A 21484-nucleotide genomic window follows, 5' to 3' on the forward strand; every position below is an offset into this window, starting at 1 on the left:
TCCTCGGCATCGAAGGACGTCAAACTGCTCGCACCGCACAACGAGGTCTCGCTCCTGCGCCGCAGCACACCAAGGCCGCGCCTGGACTGGGCAGACCGCGTGCTTCTCGCCGCGCTGATCCGGCTGCCCCCCAAAGCCGCTGCGGCAGCACCGGCTGGTTCTGAAACGCCGCTAAGTCCTCTTCGCCAGGGAAGTCGGCACCCGATACGCACACATCCTCGACGTCACCGACCACCCCAACGGACCGTGGACCACCCAGCATGCCGGCAACCCGATGGTCGACCTCGGCGACATTGCGGCGAACTTCAGGTATCCCGTACGGGACCGCGCCGGCCGGTCCAGCGCAGCATCGACACCGTCCTGGCCGGAGCCGACATCGACGCCATACGGCGACTACGAGTACTGGGCGCCGACCAGGGCGAAGGGGCCGGCGGGGACGGGGTGGGACAAGTTGCGTCACCGGAAGTCGATGCGGTCCCCGATGCCGGTTGCGGCTGCCTGGGCCGAGGCCCGGGCGAGCGCGGTGCCGGGCACGTCGACAGCGGTGGCCCGGCCAACCGGATCGCATCACCTCCCTCACCACAGCCGAGGTCCAGGGCCGTACCTGCCGGCCGCGGTCCGGCGACATCGACCAGGACGGGGTTCGCCACCCGCTCCACAGGCGTTCATGTCCCGGGCAGCGCGACTCCCAGAACTACTCGGCCTCGCCGTGGAGTTCACCGGTCATCGTCGCTCTTCCGCGCTGCGCGCCTCGCGTGCCGGGGCCTACGTCGTCACAGGCCATGGCGACGGTCACCGAGTACGCGCTCACACACGTCCGCTTCCATCTGGGCGGAGAACGGCTCGAGCGTCGCCGGAACTCGGGCGCGGAAGGCCGTCACGGCGCGGGCGGTGTCCTCCGCGATCAGGTCGGCGTTGATCGCGGCTGCGGCGGTGAGCCCGCCGGCGGCGGCCTGGATCGTGCCGGCGTACAGGTCCGCGGCATTGCCGGCCACCCACACTCCCGCCACCTCGGTGGCCCCGGTCGGGTCGGCCGCCGCGACGCTGCCGAGGACGTGGTCCCCCGCCTTCCGCTCGACCACCTCGACGCCGAGGGAAGCCAGCACATCACTTCGGGCGGTGAACCGGGGTGCGACGGCCACGGCCTGGCACGCGACCACCCGACCGGAGCGCAACCGCAGGCCGGTGAGCCGGTCGTCCGTCATGTCCACCCCGGAGACCTCGCCGTGGACCACGGCGATGCCGCGCGCGGCGAGCTGCTCCCACTGCTCGTCGGTCGGGTCGGGCGCGGTGTGCAGGAACAGGGTCACCTCCGCGCTCCACTGCCGGAACATCAGGGCCTGGCCCACCCCGCTCGGCCCAGTGGCCAGTACACCGATCGCCTGATCGCGGACCTCCCAACCGTGGCAGTAGGGACAGTGCAGCACCTCGCGCCCCCATCGCCGCGCCAGCCCGGCGATGTCGGGCAGCTCGTCGACCAGGCCGTCGGCCACCAGGAGCCGCCGCGCCACCAGCTGCGTGCCGTCGGCGAGCGCCACCGCGAAGCCCTCGCGGTCGCCTCCGTCGTCGGCCAGACGCCGAGCCGAGACGACGCGACCGGCGAGAACCGTCCCGCCATAGCGCGCCACCTCCGCCCGGCCGGTGGCCAGCAGCTCCGACGGGGGTGTGCCCTCGCGACCCAGGTAGTTGTGCACGCCCGCGGCCGCGGCGTTGCGCGGCTCGCCCGCGTCGACCACCAGCACCGAACGCCGCGCCCGCGCCAGAGCCAGCCCACCGCTGAGCCCTGCCGCTCCACCGCCGACAACCACCACGTCATAAGTCCGCTCCGGGCCCGTGGAAACCGCGCCCGGAACCTGCTGATGCTGCTTCGTCATATCTCCTACCTCCGTTCACCGGAGATCCTCAGCCCGCATTCGTCGACTTGACAAACATTCTTGCTGTCATGGCAAATAGAGGGGTGGCAGACGACGACATTCCCAGCGTGCTGACGGCAGTTGGCCCGCGACTGCGGGCGTTGCGACGTGAGCGCGGCGCCACCCTGGCGCAGCTGAGCCAGGCCACCGGAATCTCGCTGAGCACCCTCTCGCGTCTGGAGTCCGGACAGCGCAAGCCCACCCTGGAACTGCTGCTGCCGCTGGCCAAGGCCCACGGCGTACAGCTGGACGAGCTGGTCGGCGCGCCGCCCACCGGCGACCCCCGCATCCACCCGCGCCCCTACACCCGCCACGGCCAGACCTTCATCCCGCTGACCCGCCACCTCGGCGGCCTGCACGCCTACAAGCAGATCATCCCCGCCCGGCAGGCGGCTGAAGGCGTACGGCCCGGGCTGGGAGTGCACGAGGGTTACGAGTGGCTCTATGTCCTGTCCGGCCGGCTGTGGCTGGCCCTGGGCGAGCACGATCTCGTCCTCACCGCCGGCGAGGCCGCCGAGTTCGACACCCGCACGCCCCACGGCTTCGCCAACGCCGGCGAACGGCCCGTCGAGTTCCTCTCCCTGTTCGGAGCGCAGGGCGAGCGCATGCACGTACGGGCCCGCCCCGCCAGCACGGGACCGGGCCAGGCCGACCGGTGACCTCCCCGAAAGCGTCCAGAGGCGATACGTCAGACCCACGCTCGCGCAGCTGACCTCGCCCCCGAGCGTTTCGAGCAGTGCCCCTGCTCAGGGGGGCAGGTGGGCGTGGGCCTCACTCGTGTCCTGGGACACCCCTGCGCGGTATACGTAGGACGGCTCGGCCGTCGATCCGGGAGCGGAACAGGTCGAAGTGATTCCGGACCACCGACGCGGGCGCTCACGACGCCAGCTCCGACAGTGGCGCGGCGGCGAGGTCGAGGGCGGTGGTGGCGGACCAGCCGCGAACGGCGGCGTCGGCGATCCGGCCAGCCTCGCCGACGTAGTCGTCGGCGGTGACCGGCGGGTCGGGCAGCAGCTCGCGCCTGCCCTGCTCGTCGGCGACCTCGGCCAGCACCTCGGCCAGCGTGCGGCCGGTACGGCGAGCCCGTGCAGACGCCTCGTAGACCAGGTCGTGCGCGTGCTCGCGCCCCATCGCGCCGGCGAGCGAGATCATCTGAGCCTCGGCCATCACCAGGCCGCCGTCCTGCTCAAGGTTGACGCGCATCCGCTCGGCGTCGACCCGCATCCCCTGGACAACGAGGAGCGTCTCGGACAGCGCGGTGCCGGCCAGCACGGCCAGCTGCGGCACCACCTGCCACTCGATCTGCCACTCTCCGGCGGCCCGCTCGTGGCCCGCCTCCTGCAGCCGGGCCAGCGAGGAGGCAAGCGCGCCCGCGGTGCCGGTCAACCCGATGACGATCTCCGACGAGATCGGATTGACCTTCTGCGGCATCGTCGAGGACGCACCGCGGTGGCTCTCGAACGGCTCGAAAACCTCGCCGATCTCGGTGCGGGACAGGTCCACGACGTTGCGGGCCAGCCTGGCGCAGGTGGCGGTGATCGTCGTGCACAGCCAGCCGAACTCGGCGACGCCGTCCCGGTCGACGTGCCACGGCACGTCGGTGTGGAACAAGCCGAGCCGGCGGGCCATGCTCGCCCGGACCTCGGCGGAGTGCGGGCCGAGCGCGGCCGCGGTGCCGCCGGCGCCGAACAGCGAGATCACGGCGATCCGCGGGGCCGCTTGCGCCAGCCGCTCGCGCTGCCGGGTGAACTGCGCGAGCAGGGCGCCGAGGGTGGCGCCGAACGTGGTCGGGACGGCCTGCTGGGCGTGCGTGCGGGCGGCCATCACGGTGCGGGCGTGTTCGGCGACCTGCTCGGCGAGGGCGTCTCCGAGCAGGCTGAGCCGCCGGTCCAGCGCGACCATTGACCGGGCCATCTGCAGGGCCAGGCCAGTGTCCATGATGTCCTGGGTGGTGGCGCCGTAGTGCACCCGGCCGTCCGGGCCGGGCGGCAGCGCCGCGGCGACTTCCCGGACCAGGCCGAGGATCGGGTACCCGACGTTGCGGGCGGTCTTCCAGAGCACCTCGGGGTCGATGGTGTCGACGACGGCGACGCGCGCGATCGCGTCGGCGTCAGAGTCGCTGATCACGCCGTGCTCGGCCTGGGCCCAGGCCAGCGCCCGCTCGGCGGCGAGCCAGCCCTCGACCGAGCTGCGCCCGGAGAAGATCTCCAGCTGCTCCTGGTCACCCGCGAGGTGGGTGAGCAGGGAGAACGGGGATCGGCCGGTGTGGACGACCGGGGTCATCGTCAAACCTCCTGGATACGACGTTGCGGCCATGCCCCGTGGACACCGGATCGCCTCGCCGTGCCTTCAGGGGCCACCACCTGCCCCCAAAGCTCGGCGTCACGCCCATGGAGGGCGACCTCGGCCTCCGGGTTCGGGCTCAGTCGTACTGCGGCGTGTCCACTGCCGGGGCGTGGTGCGGTTGGTCGGTCCAGCTGGCGAGGAGTCGCAGCGCGGTTTCGGAAGGGGAGCCGGCTTCGGTGGTGTAGGTGCACAGGGTCTGGTCCGGGTCTCCGGGCAGGGGAAGGCATTCGTAGTCGATGGTGAGGTCACCGACGACGGGGTGGTGGTACCGCTTGGTGCCGTGGCTGCGCTCGCGGACGTTGTGGTCGGCCCACCAGCGGCGGAACTCGGGGCTCTTGACGGCGAGTTCCCCGACCAGTTCCGCCAGGAGAGGATCGTCGGGATGGCGTCCGGCGTCCAGTCTCAGGATGCCGACGTTGTCCCTGGCCACCGTCTCCCAGTCGACGTAGAGCTCGCGGACCGACTCGTCGAGAAAGGTGTAGCGGAGCATGTTCCGGTCGCGCGGGGGGAGCGCTTCGAAGTCGGTCAGGAGAGCTGCGGCAAGGCGGTTGATGGCCAGGACGTCCATACGGCGCCCGAAGACGAACGCCGGCACTGTTTCTCCGAGGCTCTCCAGGAGCCGGCGGACGCCGGGGCGAACCCGTTGCACGCGGGCAGGCGGCCTGCGGCGGGTTTGCCGGGGAGCCTGGGCGATCTGGAACAGATAGGCCCGTTCCGTCGGGTCCAGGCGCAGGGCGCGGGCCACCGCGTCGAGCACCTCGTCGGAGGGACGGAGGGCACGGCCCTGTTCCAGGCGGCTGTAGTAGTCCGGGCTCACCCCGGCCAACTGCGCGACCTCTTCGCGGCGCAACCCGGGTACCCGGCGCACGCCGGCGCGGGTGTCGAACCCCGCGTCGAGCGGGTCGAGGCGGGCCCGGCGGCTGCTCAGGAACTCCTTCAGCTCCAGGTTCTGCTCCATTGCCCCAGTGTGCGACACCGGGCGTGCGGCAGGGACCGACGAGGGTGGTTCTGTCGAACCGTGGTCGACCGGACCCAGGTCGATCAGGGCCGGATTTGGGCGAGGGCAACGGTATCCAGCCTGATTGCCTTGATGGCGGTGGACGCGAGCCACCTCGCTCGCCGGACTTCCGCTTTGGTCGTCCGGGCGTCCGCGGTCCCGCATCGGGATCGCGGAGCAGCGAAATCCGTTGAGTATCCCGACATTTGAGAGGACGAGCATGGCCACGATGCGAGCGGTGCAGGTCTCCAAGGCCGGAGGGCCCCTTGAGCTCGTCGAGCGCGATCTGCCGGAGCCCGGCGAGGGCGAGGTCCGGGTGCGGGTGCAGGCCTGTGGGGTCTGCCACTCGGACATGTTCGCCAAGGAGGGCCTCATGGGCGAGGCCACGCCGTTTCCGATCATCCCGGGCCACGAGGTGGTCGGCCTGATCGACGAGGTGGGCCCAGGGGTGAGCGGCTCGTGGTCGCCCGGTGACCGGGTGGGTGTGGGCTGGTTCGGTGGCGCCTGCTACCACTGCGAGCGGTGCCGTCGCGGAGATTTCATCACCTGTCGCAACGGGCGGATCCCGGGCATCACCTTCGACGGTGGATACGCCGAGGCGGTCGTGGTGCCGGCCGACGCGCTGGCGCGAGTGCCCGACGAGCTCTCAGCCGAGGATGCCGCACCGCTGCTGTGCGCGGGCGTCGCCGCCTTCCACGGGCTGCGCTCCAGCCCGGTGCGTCCCGGTGACCGCGTCGCGGTGGTCGGCGTCGGTGGGCTCGGGCACCTGGCGATCCAGTTCGCGGTCAAGATGGGTTGCGAGGTCGTCGCGATCTCGCGCGGGCCCGAGAAGGCGGAGCTGGTGTGTCGGCTCGGCGCTCACCACTACATCGACTCGCAGGCCCGCGATGCCGGCGAGGCGCTCGCCGAACTGGGTGGCGCCGACGTCGTCGTCGCCACCACCACCAGCGGGTCGGCCGTGGCCTCGACGGTCGCCGGTCTCGCCCCGCGCGGTCAGGTGGTGGTGCTCGGAGCCGCCGAGACGCCGATCGAACTCAATGCGTTGAACCTCATCGGACCGGCCACCTCCGTCGCCGGCCACCCGTCGGGCTCCTCGCAGGACTCCGAGGACACCATGCGGTTCTGCCGCATCACGGGCGTCCGCCCGATGGTGGAGACCATGCCGCTGGAGAAGGCCGCCGAGGCCTACGACCGGATGATGTCCAACGACGCGCGCTTCCGGATGGTCCTGACGACCGTTCAATGACCGCCAGCCCCGCCTCCGCGTCACGGTGGCGATGAACCGCCACACCGACCGCGTCCTCGCCGCCTTGATCGGCGAACCCCTCAGCGGACCGCCCGGCGACCAGGCCGGGGGGAACACCGCCGGCCACGCCACGGCCACTGCACTCCACACCGAGCCCACGACGTCGTGGGACGGGCGCTGAGGCGCTCTGGTGACCCGGCGACGCGGCAAACCGAACCAACTGCCAAAGAGCAAGGAGAGGCCAATGAGCAACATCCTGATCGTCCTGTCCGGGGCCGACCACTGGACCCTGGCCGACGGCACCAAGCACCCGAGTGGGTACTGGGCCGAGGAATTCGTGGTGCCTCACGAGAAGTTCACCCAGGCCGGGCACACCGTTGAGGTCGCCACCCCGGCCGGCCGGCGGCCGACCCCGGACCCGCTCAGCTTCACGCCGGACGTCGCCGGACCGGACGCCGCGCACTACTCGGAGTACGTCGACTCCCTCTCCGAGATGCTCGGCTTCCCCCTGAAGCTGGCCGATGTGGATGTCGCCGGCTACGACGCGGTGGTGATCCCGGGTGGGCACGGGCCGATGGAAGACCTGGCCGACGACCGCGCGATGGGCCGTCTGCTCGCCGCCGCGGACGCCGCCGGGAAGATCATCGCCTCGGTCTGCCACGGCCCGGCCGCCCTGCTCAGCGCTACCGACTCCAACGGGAGGTGGCTGTTCGCCGACCGTCGGCTGACCTGCCTCACCGATGAGGAGGAGACCGAGTTCGGCACCGCGGCGAAGGCCCCCTGGCTGTTGGAATCGCGGCTGCGTGAGCGGGGCGCGCAGTTCGAGGGTGGTCCGGTGTGGGCGCCGAACGTCGTGCGCGACGGACACCTGATCAGCGGTCAGAACCCGGCATCGAGTGGCGCGATGGCCGACGCCGTCCTCACCGCGCTCGGCTGAGCAGGCGTCGCATCAGCGGAACGGTGTCGACTCGGGAGCCACCCGCCGACAGGGTTGCTGCTGGCGGGCGCTGCACCGGCCCCTCCGTGTCGAGACCAACCCGGCGGGGCCGCTGTAGCGCGGTCCCCCGGCCGTCGCCTGGCCGCGGGTGCCGTCAGACCGGAGTCGGCATCCGCGGATCACCGCAGTCCGCGGTCCTGCGCCCCTTCGGCGAAGCACTCTCGCTGTATCGCAGGCCGCACGGGGTACCGGCCAGGTACGCACCCCATCCTTCGGCGAGGGTGGCGTGTCGCCCCGCAGGATCGGGTTCCCCAGCCCCGAACACGACGGCCAGATCAGCCGGCGTCGGGAGACAAGCGCTCGCGGCGGCCGCCCACCCCGCTTCGACCTCGATGCCGGCCGGAACGTGGTCCAGCGGTGCGTCAACCAGCGCGAGCGGTGCCGTCCGCCACGGCGAACGCACTGTCCACGTCCGCGCCGGGAGTGCCGTCGCCGCGACCCTGCCATGGCTACACACAGACCTGCAGGACACGATCAACCCGGTGCGCAGCCGACGGCGGCAGATCGCTCGGGTCGGCAACGTCCGTGCGGCGCCGTGGAGATCACCCCTCGACGGTGGACGGGCGACGACCGCTGTCGAGCACGTCCAGGTGCTCGGCGTGAGAACGAGAACTCGCGGCGCCGCTGGTGAACCGCGTACCCCCGGGAGAACCGACAACTCAGAGGCCGTGCGGCGAACTGGTCGCAGGTCTCGATCCGCACGTGGAGAGCGAGGAATTCGATCCGATGAGCACCACCATTTCCGAAACCACAGTGATCGGGCGCGTTGAGAAGAAGCTCTTCATCGGGGGACGGTGGCGTGCCGCCACCGGGGGCCGGACGTTCGCGGTCGAGAATCCCGCGACGGGTGCGGCGCTGTGCGAGGTCGCGGACGCATCGCCCGAGGACGCGATGGCAGCCCTCGATGCCGCCAGTGCTGCCCAGGCGTCCTGGGCCGCGGTGGCGCCCCGAGAACGCGGCGAGATCCTCCGGCGCGCCTACGAACTGCTCACCGAGCGCGCCGAGGAGATCGCGCTGCTGATCACGCTCGAAATGGGCAAGTCCTTGGCCGAGTCGCGGGCCGAGGTCTCCTACGGCGCCGAGTTCTTCCGGTGGTTCTCCGAGGAGGCAGTCCGCATTTCCGGCGAGTGGAAGGTGAACGGTGCCGGAAACGGCCGCATCGTCACCATGCGCCAGCCCGTGGGTCCCTGTCTGCTGATCACTCCGTGGAACGCCCCGCTGGCGATGCCGACGCGCAAGATCGGGCCGGCGATCGCCGCGGGGTGCACGATGGTCGTGAAGCCGGCACCCCAGACGCCGCTGACCGCACTGCTGCTCGCCGACGTCCTGACCGAAGCCGGCCTACCGGAGGGCGTGCTCAACGTGGTGACCACCTCCGCGGCCGGGCCGGTCACCCAGCCCCTGATCCATGACAGGCGACTGCGGAAGCTGTCGTTCACCGGGTCGACAGCGGTGGGCAGGACACTGCTTGAGAGCGCGGCGGACAACGTCCTGCGGACGTCGATGGAACTGGGCGGCAACGCACCGTTCATCGTGTGCGCCGACGCCGATGTGGACGCGGCGGTGGACGGCGCGATGATCGCGAAGATGCGCAACCTCGGTGAGGCGTGCATCGCCGCCAACTGGTTCTTCGTACACGCCGACGTTGCCGAGGAGTTCACCGAGAAGCTGACCACCCGCATGGCCGCCCTGACCATCGGGCGGGGCGTCGACGAAGGAGCCGAGGTCGGGCCCCTGATCGACGCCACCCAGCGGGCCAGGGTCGCCGGACTCGTCGACGACGCCGTGAGCCGCGGTGCCCGGATCGTCACCGGAGGCAAGGCGCCGAGCGGGGCCGGATACTTCTACCCACCGACGGTGCTCGCCGACGTCCCGGCCTCCGCCCGTCTGACCCGAGAAGAGATCTTCGGCCCGGTGGCACCGATCTCGTCGTTCACCGACGAGCAGGAGATGATCCGTTCTGCCAACGACACCGAGTTCGGGCTCGTCAGCTACCTCTACACGCGCGACATCAGCCGGGCGATCCGGCTCACGGAGCAACTCCAGTCGGGAATGGTCGGGCTGAACCGAGGTCTGGTGTCGGATGCCGCAGCTCCGTTCGGCGGGGTGAAGCATTCAGGTCTCGGTCGCGAGGGCGGGGTCGCCGGGATCGACGAGTACCTCGAGACCAAGTACGTGGCGCTGGGACTCTGACCGCTGCCTCGAACAGACCGCAGGGCGCGGGCGGCGCTCGACGGGCAGGCGGACGAGGCTCCCATCCCATTGCCCGGGCCCGTTCATTTCGCTCCCGGAGCGGTGGGCCACCCGCTCCTGTAGCTCGTGGTCGGCCAGGCAGCGCCGCCACGCGTCCAGGTTGGCCTTCGGCGCCACCTCATCCAGCGTCAGGTTGTCGTTGCGCTCCCGAAGGCACTGCATTGCCGCACCTCCCGTCTCCCCTACGGCGTCCGTCAGGGGCACTGTCCTGGCACCCGCTGTCGAGCCGTCGCAGGACGGACGATGGATCCGCAGACCTGATGCGCATGAGCCGTGCCGCCCCCTCGGAAGCGGGAGGCGGTCCCGCGATCGTGCTGTTCCATCGGCCTGCTACCGCGGCCACGAACGCCAGGGGCCGTCCGGCCCCTGCGCCTGCGACGAGGGCGGAGCGACCATGGCAGTAGGGGCGAGACACCTGCGCGGGCGCGCGCGGCCGCGCAGGATGAGGAGGTGGGTCGCGATGACCAGCATCACCCGCCGTATCGCGGCACTGTTCAGGATCAAGGTGGACAAGGCCCTGGACCGCGCGGAGGACCCGCGGGAGCTTCTCGACTACTCCTACGAAAAGCAGCTGGACCTGCTGCAGAAGGTACGGCGCGGCATGGTGGACGTGGCCACCAGCCGCAAACGCGTCGAGAGCCAGATCACCCAGCTGAACCAGTCGGGCACGAAGTTGGGGGGCCGGGCGCAGCAGGCGCTGGCGGTCGGACGTGAGGATCTTGCCCGCGAGGCGTTGGCTCGGCGCGCGGCCGTGACGTCAAAGATCACCGATCTACAGGAGCAGGAAGTGTCGCTCCAGGCGGACGAGGAGAAGCTCACGCTGGCCTCGCAGCGGCTGCAGTCGCAGGTGGATGCGTTCCGTACCCGCAAGGAGACGATCAAGGCCAGCCATACCGCGGCCGAGGCCGGGACCCACATCGGCGAAGCTGTTACCGGCGTCTCCGAGGAGATGGGCGAGATCGGGATGGCCATGCAGCGTGCCCAGGACAAGACCGAGCAGTTGCAGGCCCGCGCGGGCGCGCTGGACGAGCTGCTCGCCTCGGGGGCGCTGGAGGACGCCGCGCTTCCGGCAGGGCGCGACGACGTGCAGGCCCAGCTCGACGCCGTCACCGAGGGCCACGACATCGAGGCGGAGCTGGACCGGATGAAGGCGCGGCTAAGGGCCTCTTCCGCCGCGCCGGCCTTGGATGCCGGGGACGGGCCCGCCACTTCGCCGGAGGAGAGGAAGTCATGATCGTTCGCATTCTCGGCGCAGGCCAGCACGGCATCGCCGAAACGCACCTTGATGAGCTCAATCAGCTTGACACCCGACTCCAGAACGCCGTTGGGGCTGCGAACGAGCAGGCGTTCGCAGCCGCCTCGCGAGTCCTGCCGGCGACCGTGCACCGCCTCGGGACTCCGCTGCCTGCCGAGACGCCCGCACCCTCGGTACCGGTACTGCCCGAACACGACACCGGCCTCGGGCGAATGCACGCGCTCCTGGCCAATGCGAGCTTGATCATGCGATGAGTGCGATGCGAAGCCACTTCCGCGCCGACCGGCAGCTGACCGCACGCATGCTGGTCACGTTGTTCCTGCTGGGACTGCTGTACGTCGCCTTCATCGCGGCCCTGGTCGCCCTGCTGAGGTCCTGGGTCCTGGTCGTGGTCATCGCGGCCGGGCTGCTGGCCGCCCAGTACTGGTACTCCGACAGGATCGCCCTGTTCGCCATGCACGCCCATGAGGTGAGCGCACAGGAGCAGCCTCGCCTGCACGGCGTCGTCGACCGGCTGTGCGCGATCGCGGACATGCCCAAACCACGGGTGGCCATCTCCGAGATGGACATGCCCAACGCGTTCGCCACCGGCCGCAACGCCGACCACGCGGTCCTGTGCGTCACCACCGGCCTGCTGCGCCGACTGGAGGTCGAGGAGCTGGAAGGCGTGCTCGCCCACGAACTCTCCCACGTCGCCCACCGCGACGTGGCCGTGATCACGATCGCCTCGTTCCTCGGGGTGCTGGCCGGGCTTCTGGTCCGCTTCGCGTTCTACTCGGAACTGTTCGGCGGCCGAGGCCAGCGCAACGACCAGAACACCGCCGTCCTCCTCGCGATCATCATGGCCGTCTCCGCCGTTGTCTACGTGATCAGCTTTCTGCTGATCAGGGCGCTGTCCCGCTACCGGGAGCTGGCCGCCGACCGCTCCGCCGCCATGCTCACCGGCCGCCCTTCGACGCTGGCCTCCGCCCTGACCAAGGTCAGCGGTGACATCGCCCGCATTCCCACGGAAGACCTGCGCACCGCGCAGCCGTTCAACGCCTTCTTCTTCAGCCCCGCTCTCGGTGAAGGCGCCAGCCTGGCAAGCCTGTTCTCCACCCACCCCAGTCTGCAGCGCCGCCTCGACCAGCTCGCGAAGATCTCCCTGCAACTGGGCGAGCCGACGTGAACCGCGCCCCCCGGGAGCGGCAGGCTGCCACCTCCCTCCCGCGAGCGCGTGCCCGAAGCGCCCCTGGCGCACGATGGCGCTGTTCGGGACTCCGGGGGTCCCTTGGGCGATCACCGAGGGTTCGGGGTGCCGACGCGGGCGATGAGGATGGCGATGTCGTCCTGCGCGGGGGTTGGGGCGAGGCGGTTGATGAGGGTGTCGGCGAGCTGGTCGAGGGACGGATGGATGCCGGTGAGGAGGCGGGTGAGCTCCTCCAGGCGCTCATCGAGGTCGTATCCGCGGGCTTCGACGAGCCCGTCGGTGTAGAGGACGAGCACGGTCCCGGGAGTGACGGGGATCTCGGTGGTCGTGTAGGTGATGCCGCCGATGCCGAGCGGTGCGCCAGGGGGTAGGTCGATGAGGCGGGCGGTGCCGTCGGGGGTGATCAGGGCAGGTGGGGGGTGTCCGGCCCGGGCGAGCCAGCAGCGGTTGGCTGCGGCGTCACAGACGCCGTACAGGCATGTGGCCAGGATGGGGCTGTCGAGGTCCTGCATGGCCTGATCAAGGTGATGCAGGAGCTGGTCGGGTGGCAGGTCCAGGCGGACGAGGGCGCGGAGTGTGGAGCGCATCTGCCCCATGACAGCGGCGGCGGGGATGCCGTGCCCCATGACGTCGCCGATGGCGATGGCGGCCTTGTCGGGGCTCAGGGCGGCCACGTCGTACCAGTCGCCGCCGACCTCACTGCCGTCGGAGGCGGGCGTGTAACGGTGGGCGATCTCGATACCGCTTGGGGGTTTGGGGCTGCGGGGCAGCAAGCTCCGCTGCAGGGTCAAGGCGGTGTCGCGCTCGCGGGCGTAGCGGCGGGCGTTGTCGATCGCGACGGCGGCCTTGGCCGCGATTTCCTGGGCATCGGACAGATCGTCCTCCTCGAACGGGCTGGGGTTCTCCGATCGCCAGAAGCCGACCGCACCCACAAGCATGCGCCGTGAGTACAGCGGGGCGGTGATCAGCGAGTGCATGCCGTAGTCCAGCAGCCTGCGGGCCTGGCGGCCGTGACGGACCTGCCATGCGGAGGAGGTACGAAGGTCCGGCACGAAGGTCGCGCTTGCGCCGGCTATGTCACGGATGTGCGGCGTGAAGGAGGAGAGAGCGATCTGTGAGCCCACGAGGTCGAGCGGGGGGTCGTCGCGGACCCCGCCCAGGGCGACGCGGCGAGCCTGTGTGCCGTGGTCCGTGAGCGGTTCGTCGGCGAGCAGGACGGGCAAGGCCAGGTCGACGGTGACGAAGTCGGCGAACCGGGGGACTGCCACGCGCACCAGTTCCTGTGCGGTCTGCTCCGCGTCGAGAGTCGTGCCGATGACAAAGCTGGCTTCGTACAACAGCCTGAGGCGCTCGTGAGCGTGGCGTGCCTGCTCACGGCTCTCCTCAAGTGAGCCGGCCATGGTGTTGAACGCGGTCCCGAGCTGCCCGATCTCGCCCCTGCCGGTTTCGGGCATTCGCACGGCGAGGTCGCCGCCGGCGAGCCGGGACGCCACGTCGGCCGCCTTGCGGACCGGCCAGACAACGGCCCGGATCACGTACCCGGCGAAGGCCGCGATCAGGAGTATTGAGCCGGTGAGGCCGATCGACGCTGCGACGACCGCCTCCCGGACGTCATCGTCGGCCGCGCTTTCACGCGCTGCTATCAGAGCCTCCTGGCGCGAGTCGTACCGGAGGAACTGCTGCCTGAGCGCGTCGACGCGCCGCTTCCCTTCCAGCGTCGCCGCCACGCCGCGCGCAGTGGGGTCTCCTCGGCGTGCCGCCGCGACCAGTGGAATCGAGTAGTCACGGATCAGGGACTCGCCGGCCTGGCTGATCTGCTGGGCCAGTCTCCTCTGGCCGGGGGTGGTGCTGAGGCGTACGAGTTGCTGTGCCTGGCCGGAGAACGTGGTCCGGGCGGTCTCCCATGGCTCAAGAAACTGGTTCTGCCCGGTGATGACGAAGCCACGCTGACCTGTCTCCAGGTCGACGATGAGCCCCTCGGCCGTCCTCGCCTGAGTGAGTGCCGTATGGGTATGGCGTTCGGAAGCCGTCGACTCACCGAGGCCGACGATCGACCAGAGGACCAGCGTGAAGGCAAGCCCGATCAGCGCGACCAGCAACCCACCGGCGACGGCGGTGAGGGGCACCAGCCCCACACGTGCGCGCCTCTTTGGTGGACCTGACATGTACGTCCCCTACCTGCGCACCAACCGGCGGTGGAGTCATCAGCAGGGCGGTCCCTCGGTGAGGTCCGTCCCCTTGAGTCTATGGTGGGTTCGCCGGACCTGCCGGGGACGGCAGACGCCATGGTCGCCACCGTCCAGGAGACTCCCTGATCAAGGAAGGCGTCGCCACGCGGAGGTGCGGCGGGCCAGGCGCAGCAGATGTCGTGCGGGCTCGGGAACGTCCGGCCCGGGACAGGGCGTGCTCAGGGTGCGGCCCTGCATCCGGCGCCTCGCGCAGGACGCCACTGGCTCTCACCCATCGGTGCGGGTGCCGATTGATCATCCGCACAGGTCGTGGCCTAGTGCCCCCCCTCCCCCTCGGCAAATCCGCGACCGGCCTGTGAATATGTCCTTCCGGAAGTGCGCCGCCGGGCTGGTGCGGGCCGTGCCATCGCGGTCGACGGGCGGTTCGACGGGGCTGGCCCCGCGCCTTCGTCTGCACCGGAGACCGCGTCGGCGTAGGCGGCGAGCCGGCGGGCCAGGGCGTGCACGTGGTCGCGCAGGGCTTCCGGAGACTCGATCACGAACGGGCGGTCCAGCCAGGCGAGCAGGGAGGGCACCCACTCCAGCCGCTCGGCCCGCAGCTGGACCCGCACCCACCCGGCACCCTCCTGCGCCCCGGAGACGGCTGGTGGTCCGCAGGGCTCAGACGCATCACCGGCTGCCGCCACGGCGGGATCGTGCGTCGGGTCATCCGGGAGCTCTCGCACGGTGGCGAGCCCGGCCGGGATCCGGGCGCGGACCTGCTCGGCCGTGCCCTGGACCCGCAACGCCACCTCGTGCAGGTAGGGCACCCCGGCGATCCCGGCCAACACCCGACCGGCCGGGTCGAATCCGGTGGGCACCTCGAACGAGCCCGGCAGCACCCTCGCGGTCTGGATCCGGTCCAGCCGGAACGTGCGTACCTCGCCGCTGGCCGAGTCGGCCCCGGTCACATACCAGCGCCCGGAGTGGGCAACGATCCCGTACGGGTGCACGGTTCGCTCGCTGCGCCGCCCCTTCCAGGCGGTGTAGCCGACCTCGACCGGCTGGCGGTGCCGTGCGGCCTCAGCGAGCATCAGCAGCACGTCCGTCTCCGGGATGACCATGGGACGGGGCGGGGCGGTGAAGTCGGCGGTCGCCAGCAGCGCGTCCAGTCGGCGCCCGAGCGCCTCGGGCAGCACGCGGCGCACCTTGGCGGCGGCGCTCTCCGCCGCCGCGATGGTGGTGGTCACCAGCCCGGCCCGCCGACCGGCGACCAGGCCGAGCAGCACGGCCAGCGCCTCCTCGTCGGTGAGCATCAGCGGGGGCATCCGGTAGCCGGGGGCGAGCCGGTAGCCGCCGTACCGGCCGCGCACCGACCGGACCGGGACGTCCAGATCGATCAGGTGGTCGACGTAGCGCCGAACGGTGCGCTCGTCCACGCCGAGCCGGTCGGCCAGGTCGGCGACGGTGCGGGTGCCGCCGGCCTGCAGGATCTCCAGCAGGGCGAGCACCCGGGCGGTCGGTCGATTCATACCTGGAAGTATCCCGCGAATACCGGGCGGATCCTGTCCGGTATCGGTCCTAGCGTGTGCGGCATGGCACCTTACGCACTTCTCCCCGGGTTCTGGTCCGGGGCCTGGGAGAGGCTGCCGCGGCTGCACATGCTGCGCGGCTTTCCGATGGAGCGGCTTCGGGCGAAAGCCGCCGCGTCCCCCGCCTTCCGACACACGGCGACCGACGGCTTGGACTGCCGGGAGCTGCCCGGCTGGCGCTGGCCGATGTTCGACCGGCCCGGTGAACTGGCAGCGATCCTGCGCAGGGCGGGCTGACCGTTCCTGACGCTACGTCAACTCTCTCGCCTGGTAGGGCCGTCGGCCCCGGCGCGGCACCGACGATGCAGATCTCCACAGCCGAGCAGCCTCTGCTGACGAGAGCGGCCGTCAAGCGCAACAGCTTTGATTCAGACCACGGGTCAGCCAACCCAGTTGCGGCGAGACCCACACAGCGAAGGGAACATTCGATGACCTCGACCGAACTCGCCGGTGCCACCGCGCTGGTCACCGGCGCCACCAGCGGCATCGGCCGCGCGGCGGCCGTCTCGCTCGCCAGACGCGGCGCCCAGGTGATCGTCAGCGGCCGGGACGAAGCCCGCGGCGACGACGTCGTCGCCTCGATCCGCTCCTTGGGAGGCAAGGCCGACTTCATCGCGAGCGACCTCGGTGACGCCGACGCCGTCCGGGCGCTGGCCCGCCAGGCCATCGACATCGGCGGCGGGCACCTCGACATCCTCGTCAACAACGCCGGCGTCTATCCCGCCGGACCCACCTGCGCCACCACCGCCGATGACATCGACCGCGCGTACGCGGTCAACGTCCGGGCGCCGTTCCTCCTGGTCGCCGAACTCGCACCCGCGATGGCAGCACGCGGCCAGGGGGCCATCGTCAACGTGGTGACCATGGTCGCCCATTTCGGAGTGGCCGGGATGGCACTCTACGGTTCCAGCAAGGCGGCGCTGACTCTGCTCACCAAGGCCTGGGCGGCCGAGTTCGGTCCCAGCGGCGTGCGGGTCAACGCGGTCAGCCCGGGGCCGACCCGCACCGAGGGGACCCGGCGGTTCGGCGACCAGGTCGACCAGCTCGCCTCACTAGCTCCTGCCGGACGACCGGCGGCACCCGAGGAGATCGCCGCCGCCATCACCTATCTCGTCAGCGAGGACGCGACCTTCGTCCACGGCGCCATCCTCGATGTCGACGGCGGTCGCAACGCGGCATGAACGAGCCACGCGCGGTCCCGTCGGGATCGCGCGCAAGGGCCTGATCCCCTTCACGGCAACGCTGCCACCTTGGGTGCACAAGCACACGAAGCTCCAGGCGGAATGGCGGTCTTGGTCGACAACCCATCCATCAGGAGCGCCACCTCCTCCGCGCCGGCAGCACGCCGACTCGCCTGCGCTCAGCCGGGTTCGGCCACTACCGGCGGCGAGCCGCCCGGTTACGTACGGTCGACCCCACGACGAGGCCGATGGCAAGCAGGGCAAAGCAGCCGAGGACAACACCCCACACAGCACCCCGTCCCCCGAAGCGGTAGAGCGAGGTGCCCCCTGCCAACACAAAGCCCGGTATGAACTCAACGAGCACACCGAGCCCGATCAGCCAGACAGCGATACGTACCAGGAAGGAGAGCGTCGGGCGCCTCGCGTTCTCAACGGCCTCCTCAAGCCGGGACAAGTCAGCCTGCAGTCGCTGCTGGGTCTGCTCCATGGCAGCCAGCCGACGCTCGAGATCGGTTTCCTCCATACCCGGAGATTATCGGATCAGCCCAGACCAAAGAGGGCTCGCCCCTTTCGGGGCTCCAGCAGGTACACAGCGATGCCCGCTGCCTTCGCCGCGAGCTCGCGAATGCGCATCGACGCCTGCCGTGTGAGCTGCGACACATCACTTGACTCTGACGTCAACGTCAGGTTTTAGCGTGGGTCACGCACTCCTCAAGCACTCCAGAAAGGCGCAGGACCACGTCGTGACCAGCTTGTTCGATACCTATCAGCTCGGAAACCTCAAGCTGCCCAACCGCCTGGTGATGGCCCCGATGACCCGGGCGCGGGCAAGCGCGGACGGCATACCGACCGCCTCGACGGCGACCTACTACGCCCAACGGGCCACCGCCGGACTGATCGTCAGCGAAGGCGTACAACCGAGCCTGCAGGGCCAGTCCAACCCCAACACCCCCGGCCTGCACAGCGATGAACAGGTCACCGCCTGGCGGCCGGTGACCGACGCCGTGCACACCAACGGCGGCAGGATCTTCGCCCAGCTCATGCACGCCGGACGCGTCGGACATCCGGAAACCGTTGGCTACCACCCGGTGGCGCCGTCCGCGATCGCCCTGAACGGCCAACTGTTCACCGGCGCCAAGGGGATGCTGCCCGCGCCCGTCCCCCGCGCCCTGTCCACCTCCGAGGTCAAGGGCGAGGTGCAGGTCTTCGCCGACGCGGGACGCCGAACGATCGACGCCGGGTTCGACGGCATCGAACTGCACGGCGCGAACGGCTATCTGATCCAGCAGTTCCTGTCGTCCGGCGCCAACCAGCGCAACGACATCTACGGCGGGTCCGTCACCGGTCGCATCCGCTTCGCCGTCGAAGCGGCCGAGGCCACCGCCGACGCCATCGGCGCCGACCGCGTCGGCATCCGCCTCTCCCCCGGCGGCACCGTCTGGGACACGATCGAAGAGGACGTACCCCAGCTCTACGGGGCCCTCATCGACGCCCTCGCCCCACTCGGCCTCGCCTACATCCACGTCCTGGCCACCACCGAAGACGACGTACTCATCGCCCTGCGCAAGGCATGGCCAGGCGCCTTCATCATCAACCCCGGCGGCCAGATCGGCCCGAAGCCGACCGACCAGGCGATCGGAGAGCACTGGCTCAACCAGGGCGCGGACTTGGTCGGTTACGGGCGCGCCTACCTCGCCAACCCCGACCTGGTCGAGCGGTTCCGCACCGGAGCACCGCTGCGTGAAGCCGACACCGCGACGTTCTATCAGGGCGGCGACACCGGGTACCTCGACTACACCAGCCACCAGTACTGACCCGCGGCGTGGGCGCGGATGGAGGTTACGGCCGGGCCGTTCCTTCATCCGCGCCTGCCGGCGTGACGTCGCCTGCCGGGGCCTCCCCCTTGCGCCGCCCCACGGCGAAGGCCTGCCGTGCGCGGCGACACCGGCGCCCCAGCGAGCTCCGTCACTCACTGAGGACGGCAGCGTTGGCCGGTGCTCCAGACCGTGGTCGTGGTCTCGATGATGCCGTCGAGCCTGTCCCGGGCGTCGATCAAAGTGCTGACCTGCGCGTCGATGCGGTTCCGCTCCGCCTTCAGCCGGTCGAGCAGCGCTGGCTTCACCTCGCCGGTCACCACGCACGGCAGGATCTCCAGGATCGACTTGCTCGTCAGCCCCGCGGCGTACAGCTGCTGGATCAGCTGGACGCGGTCGGCCGCGTTCTCCGCGTAGTGCCGCTGCCCGCCGGGGCTGCGTTCCGAGACCAGGAGTTGCTGCTCCTCGTAGTACCGCAGCGCCCGCACGCTCACGCCTGCCTTGGCGGCCAGCTCGCCGATGCGCATCAGCGCCTCCCTTTTGGCCCGCGACAGATCACTTGACTCTGACGTCTATGTCAGGTTCAGCGTAGCCGACGCATGCGCGGGGCACTCCGAAAGGGTTTCCGTACAGCGGCCGAAACGGTTCACGAGGTCATATAGGCCATCGAGCGCCTGCTGCCAGCCGGTGCCCACGGATGCCCTGGTCCGTGGCCGGTCCTCGGGCCAGGTCCGTATGAATTAGACGAAGAACGCGTCCAGAAGGCCCATCAACCGGGCGAGTTGGCGAGCCAGGTGTGAGCCGCGTCGTAGAGGGCGGCGACCTCCCGGGGGCGGTCGTCGCCGAACAGGTCGTCCCCGATCTGGTAACCGCGCCGGGTGAGGGTGTAAGCGAGCAGCCGGTAGGGCCGTCGAAAGGCGGCCACCGCATCGTGGTCGACGACCAGGGTGGCTCCGGGCAGCGCGGGGGTGAGGACGTCCCGTTCGTAGACCGAGTCGAGCGAGACGATCTGCCACCCGCCCTCACGTCGTTCGACGCGGTACAGCAGACGGGCGTAGGAGGTGAGGTCGACCTCGGTGCCGTCGAGTACGGTCCGCATCTCGATGGCGGCGGGCAGTTCCACGACGGCCCGGTCGCCGTGCTGGTGGACGACGGGCGGGGACAGGCGGTGGGTGGCGACCTCGCCACGCCCGGTCATTTCCTGGGAGGCGGTGACGAAGTCAGCGCCACTGCCGCGGAACCAACTCAGACGTACGGTGGCATCCGGGGCGAAGCAGGCCCGCATCTGATCCCACCAGGAGCGGTCACGTCCCTGGCGTTCATGCAGGACGAGCTGAGTGATGTCGACGATGTCGGTCATGACGGTGCGATCCTCCGTAACAGCCCCTGCTCGCTGTTCAGTTGGTGGCGGCGCTGATCTCCTGGCCGGCCGTCCAGACGGCACGGACCTGGCGGGTGGCGCGGATGTCGGTGGTGGGATCGCCGTCGACCAGCAGCAGATCGGCGCGTAGCCCCGGCGTGACGGCGCCGCGGTCTTCGAGCCCGAAGTGGCGGGCGGGCAGTACGGTGGCCGCGCGCAGTGCCTCAACGGGGCTCAGGCCCGCGGCGACCAGGAGTTCCAGTTCGTGGTGGATGCTCTCGCCGTGCCGAACCCGGAAGGGGACGCCGGGCTGACTGTTGGCATCGGTGCCGGCCAGGACCGGAATCCCCGCCTTCCGCAGAGCGGCCACGCTGTGCAGGGCGGCGGACAGCGGGGCGCCTGCGGCAATCCCTTCCATCATGGACAGCGTCGGAATGACGACCTGCCCGACGGCTTTCATCCGGGCGATCTCCTCGTCGGGCAGCGGGCGGTCGACGGGGATGTGCGTGATCATGTCGGCCCCGGTGCGCACCGCCATGGTGTAGGCGCCGGGGCTCGCCGCATGGACGACCGTCTTCCTGCCCTGCTCGCGAGCCGCGCGCACCAGGGCGTTGAGGACGTCCTGCGAGAGGCCACCGCGGCCGGGAGCCTCAGCGACGGCCTTGATGTAGTCGGCGCCCTCGGCCACTCGGTCGGCAACGAATCGCCTGGCCTGCTCCGGGCTGGTCACGACGGCTTCCGACGGAATGTTGGGGATCCTGGAGTGGGGGCCGTCCGGGCCGATGGCCGGCAGGCCACTGCTACGGAGGTCCGCGAGGCCGGACGCGCCCGCGATGCCACGTAGCGAGGTGAGCAGTTCGGCGGGCCAGGTGGCCATGTCCAGACCGGTGGTCACACCCCAGGTGGCGAACTGCTCAAGGGTGTCACGACCGTGGAGGTGCACATGGGCGTCGATCAGGCCGGGCAGCAGCACTGCCCCCTCAGCACGGATGACGCGGGCACCGCTCGGGTCGGTGCCGATCACATCCCCGTCGATGACGACGGTGCATGGCTCGGTCAACCGCTGCCCGTCGAAGACGCGGACTGCGGTCAGGGCGGTCCGTGCACTGGCGGAAGCGTTCGATGGTGCCATCTGTCGCCTCTCTCTCGCTTCGATCGGAGGGTGGCCTCTCC

At 70.5% G+C, this 21484-nt stretch carries 20 protein-coding genes; 11 read left to right on the forward strand and 9 right to left on the reverse strand.

What is annotated here, in order from left to right:
* Positions 1-773 precede the first annotated feature (773 nt).
* Positions 774-1874, reverse strand: coding sequence for an NAD(P)/FAD-dependent oxidoreductase (locus P2L57_RS09660; protein WP_275811455.1), 1101 nt, complete (start codon positions 1872-1874; stop codon positions 774-776).
* Positions 1875-1942: 68 nt separating this feature from the next.
* Between P2L57_RS09660 and P2L57_RS09665 the strand changes: the two genes are divergently transcribed.
* Positions 1943-2572 (forward strand): helix-turn-helix domain-containing protein, encoded by a 630-nt coding sequence (locus P2L57_RS09665; RefSeq protein ID WP_303656124.1) that lies wholly within the window; start codon positions 1943-1945, stop codon positions 2570-2572.
* 217 nt (positions 2573-2789) lie between these two features.
* On the opposite strand, the gene P2L57_RS09670 is transcribed toward P2L57_RS09665, so the two are convergent.
* Positions 2790-4196 carry a class-II fumarase/aspartase family protein gene (locus P2L57_RS09670; protein WP_275811459.1) on the reverse strand — a complete coding sequence of 469 codons (1407 nt, stop codon included), beginning with the start codon at positions 4194-4196 and terminating at the stop codon, positions 2790-2792.
* 139 nt (positions 4197-4335) lie between these two features.
* Positions 4336-5217 (reverse strand): helix-turn-helix domain-containing protein, encoded by an 882-nt coding sequence (locus tag P2L57_RS09675; protein ID WP_275811461.1) that lies wholly within the window; start codon positions 5215-5217, stop codon positions 4336-4338.
* A gap of 259 nt (positions 5218-5476) precedes the next feature.
* Here P2L57_RS09675 and P2L57_RS09680 point away from each other — a divergent pair, with 259 nt between their 5' ends.
* The 7 genes from P2L57_RS09680 (at position 5477) to htpX (ending at position 12175) form a co-directional block, all read left to right on the forward strand.
* Complete coding sequence (locus P2L57_RS09680; RefSeq protein ID WP_275811463.1) at positions 5477-6502, forward strand: alcohol dehydrogenase; 1026 nt, start codon at positions 5477-5479, stop codon at positions 6500-6502.
* A 31-nt stretch (positions 6503-6533) separates the two neighbouring features.
* Complete coding sequence (locus P2L57_RS09685; RefSeq protein WP_275811465.1) at positions 6534-6683, forward strand: hypothetical protein; 150 nt, start codon at positions 6534-6536, stop codon at positions 6681-6683.
* A gap of 63 nt (positions 6684-6746) precedes the next feature.
* Positions 6747-7439 carry a type 1 glutamine amidotransferase domain-containing protein gene (locus P2L57_RS09690; RefSeq protein ID WP_275811467.1) on the forward strand — a complete coding sequence of 231 codons (693 nt, stop codon included), beginning with the start codon at positions 6747-6749 and terminating at the stop codon, positions 7437-7439.
* A 786-nt stretch (positions 7440-8225) separates the two neighbouring features.
* On the forward strand, positions 8226-9692 hold the full coding sequence (locus P2L57_RS09695) for an NAD-dependent succinate-semialdehyde dehydrogenase (protein WP_275811469.1): 1467 nt from the start codon (positions 8226-8228) through the stop codon (positions 9690-9692).
* A 520-nt stretch (positions 9693-10212) separates the two neighbouring features.
* Positions 10213-10986, forward strand: coding sequence for a PspA/IM30 family protein (locus P2L57_RS09700; protein WP_275811471.1), 774 nt, complete (start codon positions 10213-10215; stop codon positions 10984-10986).
* Positions 10983-11261: a PspA-associated protein PspAA gene (gene pspAA / locus P2L57_RS09705; protein ID WP_275811473.1), complete on the forward strand. Its 279-nt coding sequence runs from the start codon at positions 10983-10985 to the stop codon at positions 11259-11261. The genes P2L57_RS09700 and pspAA overlap by 4 nt, the downstream gene beginning before the upstream one ends.
* A 5-nt stretch (positions 11262-11266) precedes the next feature.
* Positions 11267-12175, forward strand: coding sequence for a zinc metalloprotease HtpX (htpX, locus tag P2L57_RS09710; protein WP_275811941.1), 909 nt, complete (start codon positions 11267-11269; stop codon positions 12173-12175).
* A 110-nt stretch (positions 12176-12285) separates the two neighbouring features.
* Here htpX and P2L57_RS09715 read toward each other — a convergent pair whose 3' ends face one another.
* Together P2L57_RS09715 and P2L57_RS09720 are read right to left on the reverse strand one after the other, a co-directional pair.
* On the reverse strand, positions 12286-14331 hold the full coding sequence (locus tag P2L57_RS09715) for a SpoIIE family protein phosphatase (protein WP_275811475.1): 2046 nt from the start codon (positions 14329-14331) through the stop codon (positions 12286-12288).
* Between the two features lie 368 nt (positions 14332-14699).
* Positions 14700-15896, reverse strand: coding sequence for a helix-turn-helix transcriptional regulator (locus P2L57_RS09720; protein ID WP_275811477.1), 1197 nt, complete (start codon positions 15894-15896; stop codon positions 14700-14702).
* A gap of 63 nt (positions 15897-15959) precedes the next feature.
* Here P2L57_RS09720 and P2L57_RS09725 point away from each other — a divergent pair, with 63 nt between their 5' ends.
* Entirely contained in the window at positions 15960-16193 is a 234-nt protein-coding gene (locus P2L57_RS09725) for a hypothetical protein (RefSeq protein WP_275811479.1), read from the forward strand.
* 191 nt (positions 16194-16384) lie between these two features.
* Positions 16385-17137: an SDR family NAD(P)-dependent oxidoreductase gene (locus P2L57_RS09730; RefSeq protein ID WP_275811481.1), complete on the forward strand. Its 753-nt coding sequence runs from the start codon at positions 16385-16387 to the stop codon at positions 17135-17137.
* Between the two features lie 196 nt (positions 17138-17333).
* Here P2L57_RS09730 and P2L57_RS09735 read toward each other — a convergent pair whose 3' ends face one another.
* On the reverse strand, positions 17334-17660 hold the full coding sequence (locus P2L57_RS09735) for a hypothetical protein (protein ID WP_275811483.1): 327 nt from the start codon (positions 17658-17660) through the stop codon (positions 17334-17336).
* A 220-nt stretch (positions 17661-17880) separates the two neighbouring features.
* Between P2L57_RS09735 and P2L57_RS09740 the strand changes: the two genes are divergently transcribed.
* Entirely contained in the window at positions 17881-18951 is a 1071-nt protein-coding gene (locus tag P2L57_RS09740) for an alkene reductase (RefSeq protein WP_275811485.1), read from the forward strand.
* 155 nt (positions 18952-19106) lie between these two features.
* On the opposite strand, the gene P2L57_RS09745 is transcribed toward P2L57_RS09740, so the two are convergent.
* The 3 genes from P2L57_RS09745 to P2L57_RS09755 all read right to left on the reverse strand — a co-directional run bounded on the left by P2L57_RS09745 (position 19107) and on the right by P2L57_RS09755 (position 21443).
* Positions 19107-19478, reverse strand: coding sequence for a MerR family transcriptional regulator (locus P2L57_RS09745; protein ID WP_275811487.1), 372 nt, complete (start codon positions 19476-19478; stop codon positions 19107-19109).
* 242 nt (positions 19479-19720) lie between these two features.
* Positions 19721-20311, reverse strand: a complete 591-nt coding sequence (locus P2L57_RS09750; RefSeq protein ID WP_275811489.1) for a nuclear transport factor 2 family protein — start codon at positions 20309-20311, stop codon at positions 19721-19723.
* A gap of 37 nt (positions 20312-20348) precedes the next feature.
* The gene (locus P2L57_RS09755) at positions 20349-21443 is read right to left on the reverse strand and encodes an amidohydrolase family protein (RefSeq protein ID WP_275811491.1); all 1095 of its coding nucleotides are present in this window, start codon (positions 21441-21443) and stop codon (positions 20349-20351) included.
* Between the last annotated feature and the right edge of the window lie 41 nt (positions 21444-21484).

Source organism: Streptantibioticus ferralitis (assembly GCF_029223525.1).
Lineage (GTDB): Bacteria > Actinomycetota > Actinomycetes > Streptomycetales > Streptomycetaceae > Streptantibioticus_A > Streptantibioticus_A ferralitis.

What these genes read in the sequence shown, in the direction of transcription:
- P2L57_RS09690 (WP_275811467.1), top strand. Translation starts at nt 6,747, where the DNA reads ATGAGCAACATCCTGATCGTCCTGTCCGGGGCCGACCACTGGACCCTG.
- P2L57_RS09730 (WP_275811481.1), top strand. Translation starts at nt 16,385, where the DNA reads ATGACCTCGACCGAACTCGCCGGTGCCACCGCGCTGGTCACCGGCGCC.
- htpX (WP_275811941.1), top strand. Translation starts at nt 11,267, where the DNA reads ATGCGAAGCCACTTCCGCGCCGACCGGCAGCTGACCGCACGCATGCTG.
- P2L57_RS09675 (WP_275811461.1), bottom strand. Translation starts at nt 5,217, where the DNA reads ATGGAGCAGAACCTGGAGCTGAAGGAGTTCCTGAGCAGCCGCCGGGCC.
- P2L57_RS09660 (WP_275811455.1), bottom strand. Translation starts at nt 1,874, where the DNA reads ATGACGAAGCAGCATCAGCAGGTTCCGGGCGCGGTTTCCACGGGCCCG.
- P2L57_RS09665 (WP_303656124.1), top strand. Translation starts at nt 1,943, where the DNA reads ATGGCAAATAGAGGGGTGGCAGACGACGACATTCCCAGCGTGCTGACG.
- P2L57_RS09745 (WP_275811487.1), bottom strand. Translation starts at nt 19,478, where the DNA reads ATGCGCATCGGCGAGCTGGCCGCCAAGGCAGGCGTGAGCGTGCGGGCG.
- P2L57_RS09680 (WP_275811463.1), top strand. Translation starts at nt 5,477, where the DNA reads ATGGCCACGATGCGAGCGGTGCAGGTCTCCAAGGCCGGAGGGCCCCTT.
- P2L57_RS09725 (WP_275811479.1), top strand. Translation starts at nt 15,960, where the DNA reads ATGGCACCTTACGCACTTCTCCCCGGGTTCTGGTCCGGGGCCTGGGAG.
- P2L57_RS09720 (WP_275811477.1), bottom strand. Translation starts at nt 15,896, where the DNA reads ATGAATCGACCGACCGCCCGGGTGCTCGCCCTGCTGGAGATCCTGCAG.
- pspAA (WP_275811473.1), top strand. Translation starts at nt 10,983, where the DNA reads ATGATCGTTCGCATTCTCGGCGCAGGCCAGCACGGCATCGCCGAAACG.
- P2L57_RS09685 (WP_275811465.1), top strand. Translation starts at nt 6,534, where the DNA reads ATGAACCGCCACACCGACCGCGTCCTCGCCGCCTTGATCGGCGAACCC.
- P2L57_RS09750 (WP_275811489.1), bottom strand. Translation starts at nt 20,311, where the DNA reads ATGACCGACATCGTCGACATCACTCAGCTCGTCCTGCATGAACGCCAG.
- P2L57_RS09670 (WP_275811459.1), bottom strand. Translation starts at nt 4,196, where the DNA reads ATGACCCCGGTCGTCCACACCGGCCGATCCCCGTTCTCCCTGCTCACC.
- P2L57_RS09700 (WP_275811471.1), top strand. Translation starts at nt 10,213, where the DNA reads ATGACCAGCATCACCCGCCGTATCGCGGCACTGTTCAGGATCAAGGTG.
- P2L57_RS09755 (WP_275811491.1), bottom strand. Translation starts at nt 21,443, where the DNA reads ATGGCACCATCGAACGCTTCCGCCAGTGCACGGACCGCCCTGACCGCA.
- P2L57_RS09695 (WP_275811469.1), top strand. Translation starts at nt 8,226, where the DNA reads ATGAGCACCACCATTTCCGAAACCACAGTGATCGGGCGCGTTGAGAAG.
- P2L57_RS09735 (WP_275811483.1), bottom strand. Translation starts at nt 17,660, where the DNA reads ATGGAGGAAACCGATCTCGAGCGTCGGCTGGCTGCCATGGAGCAGACC.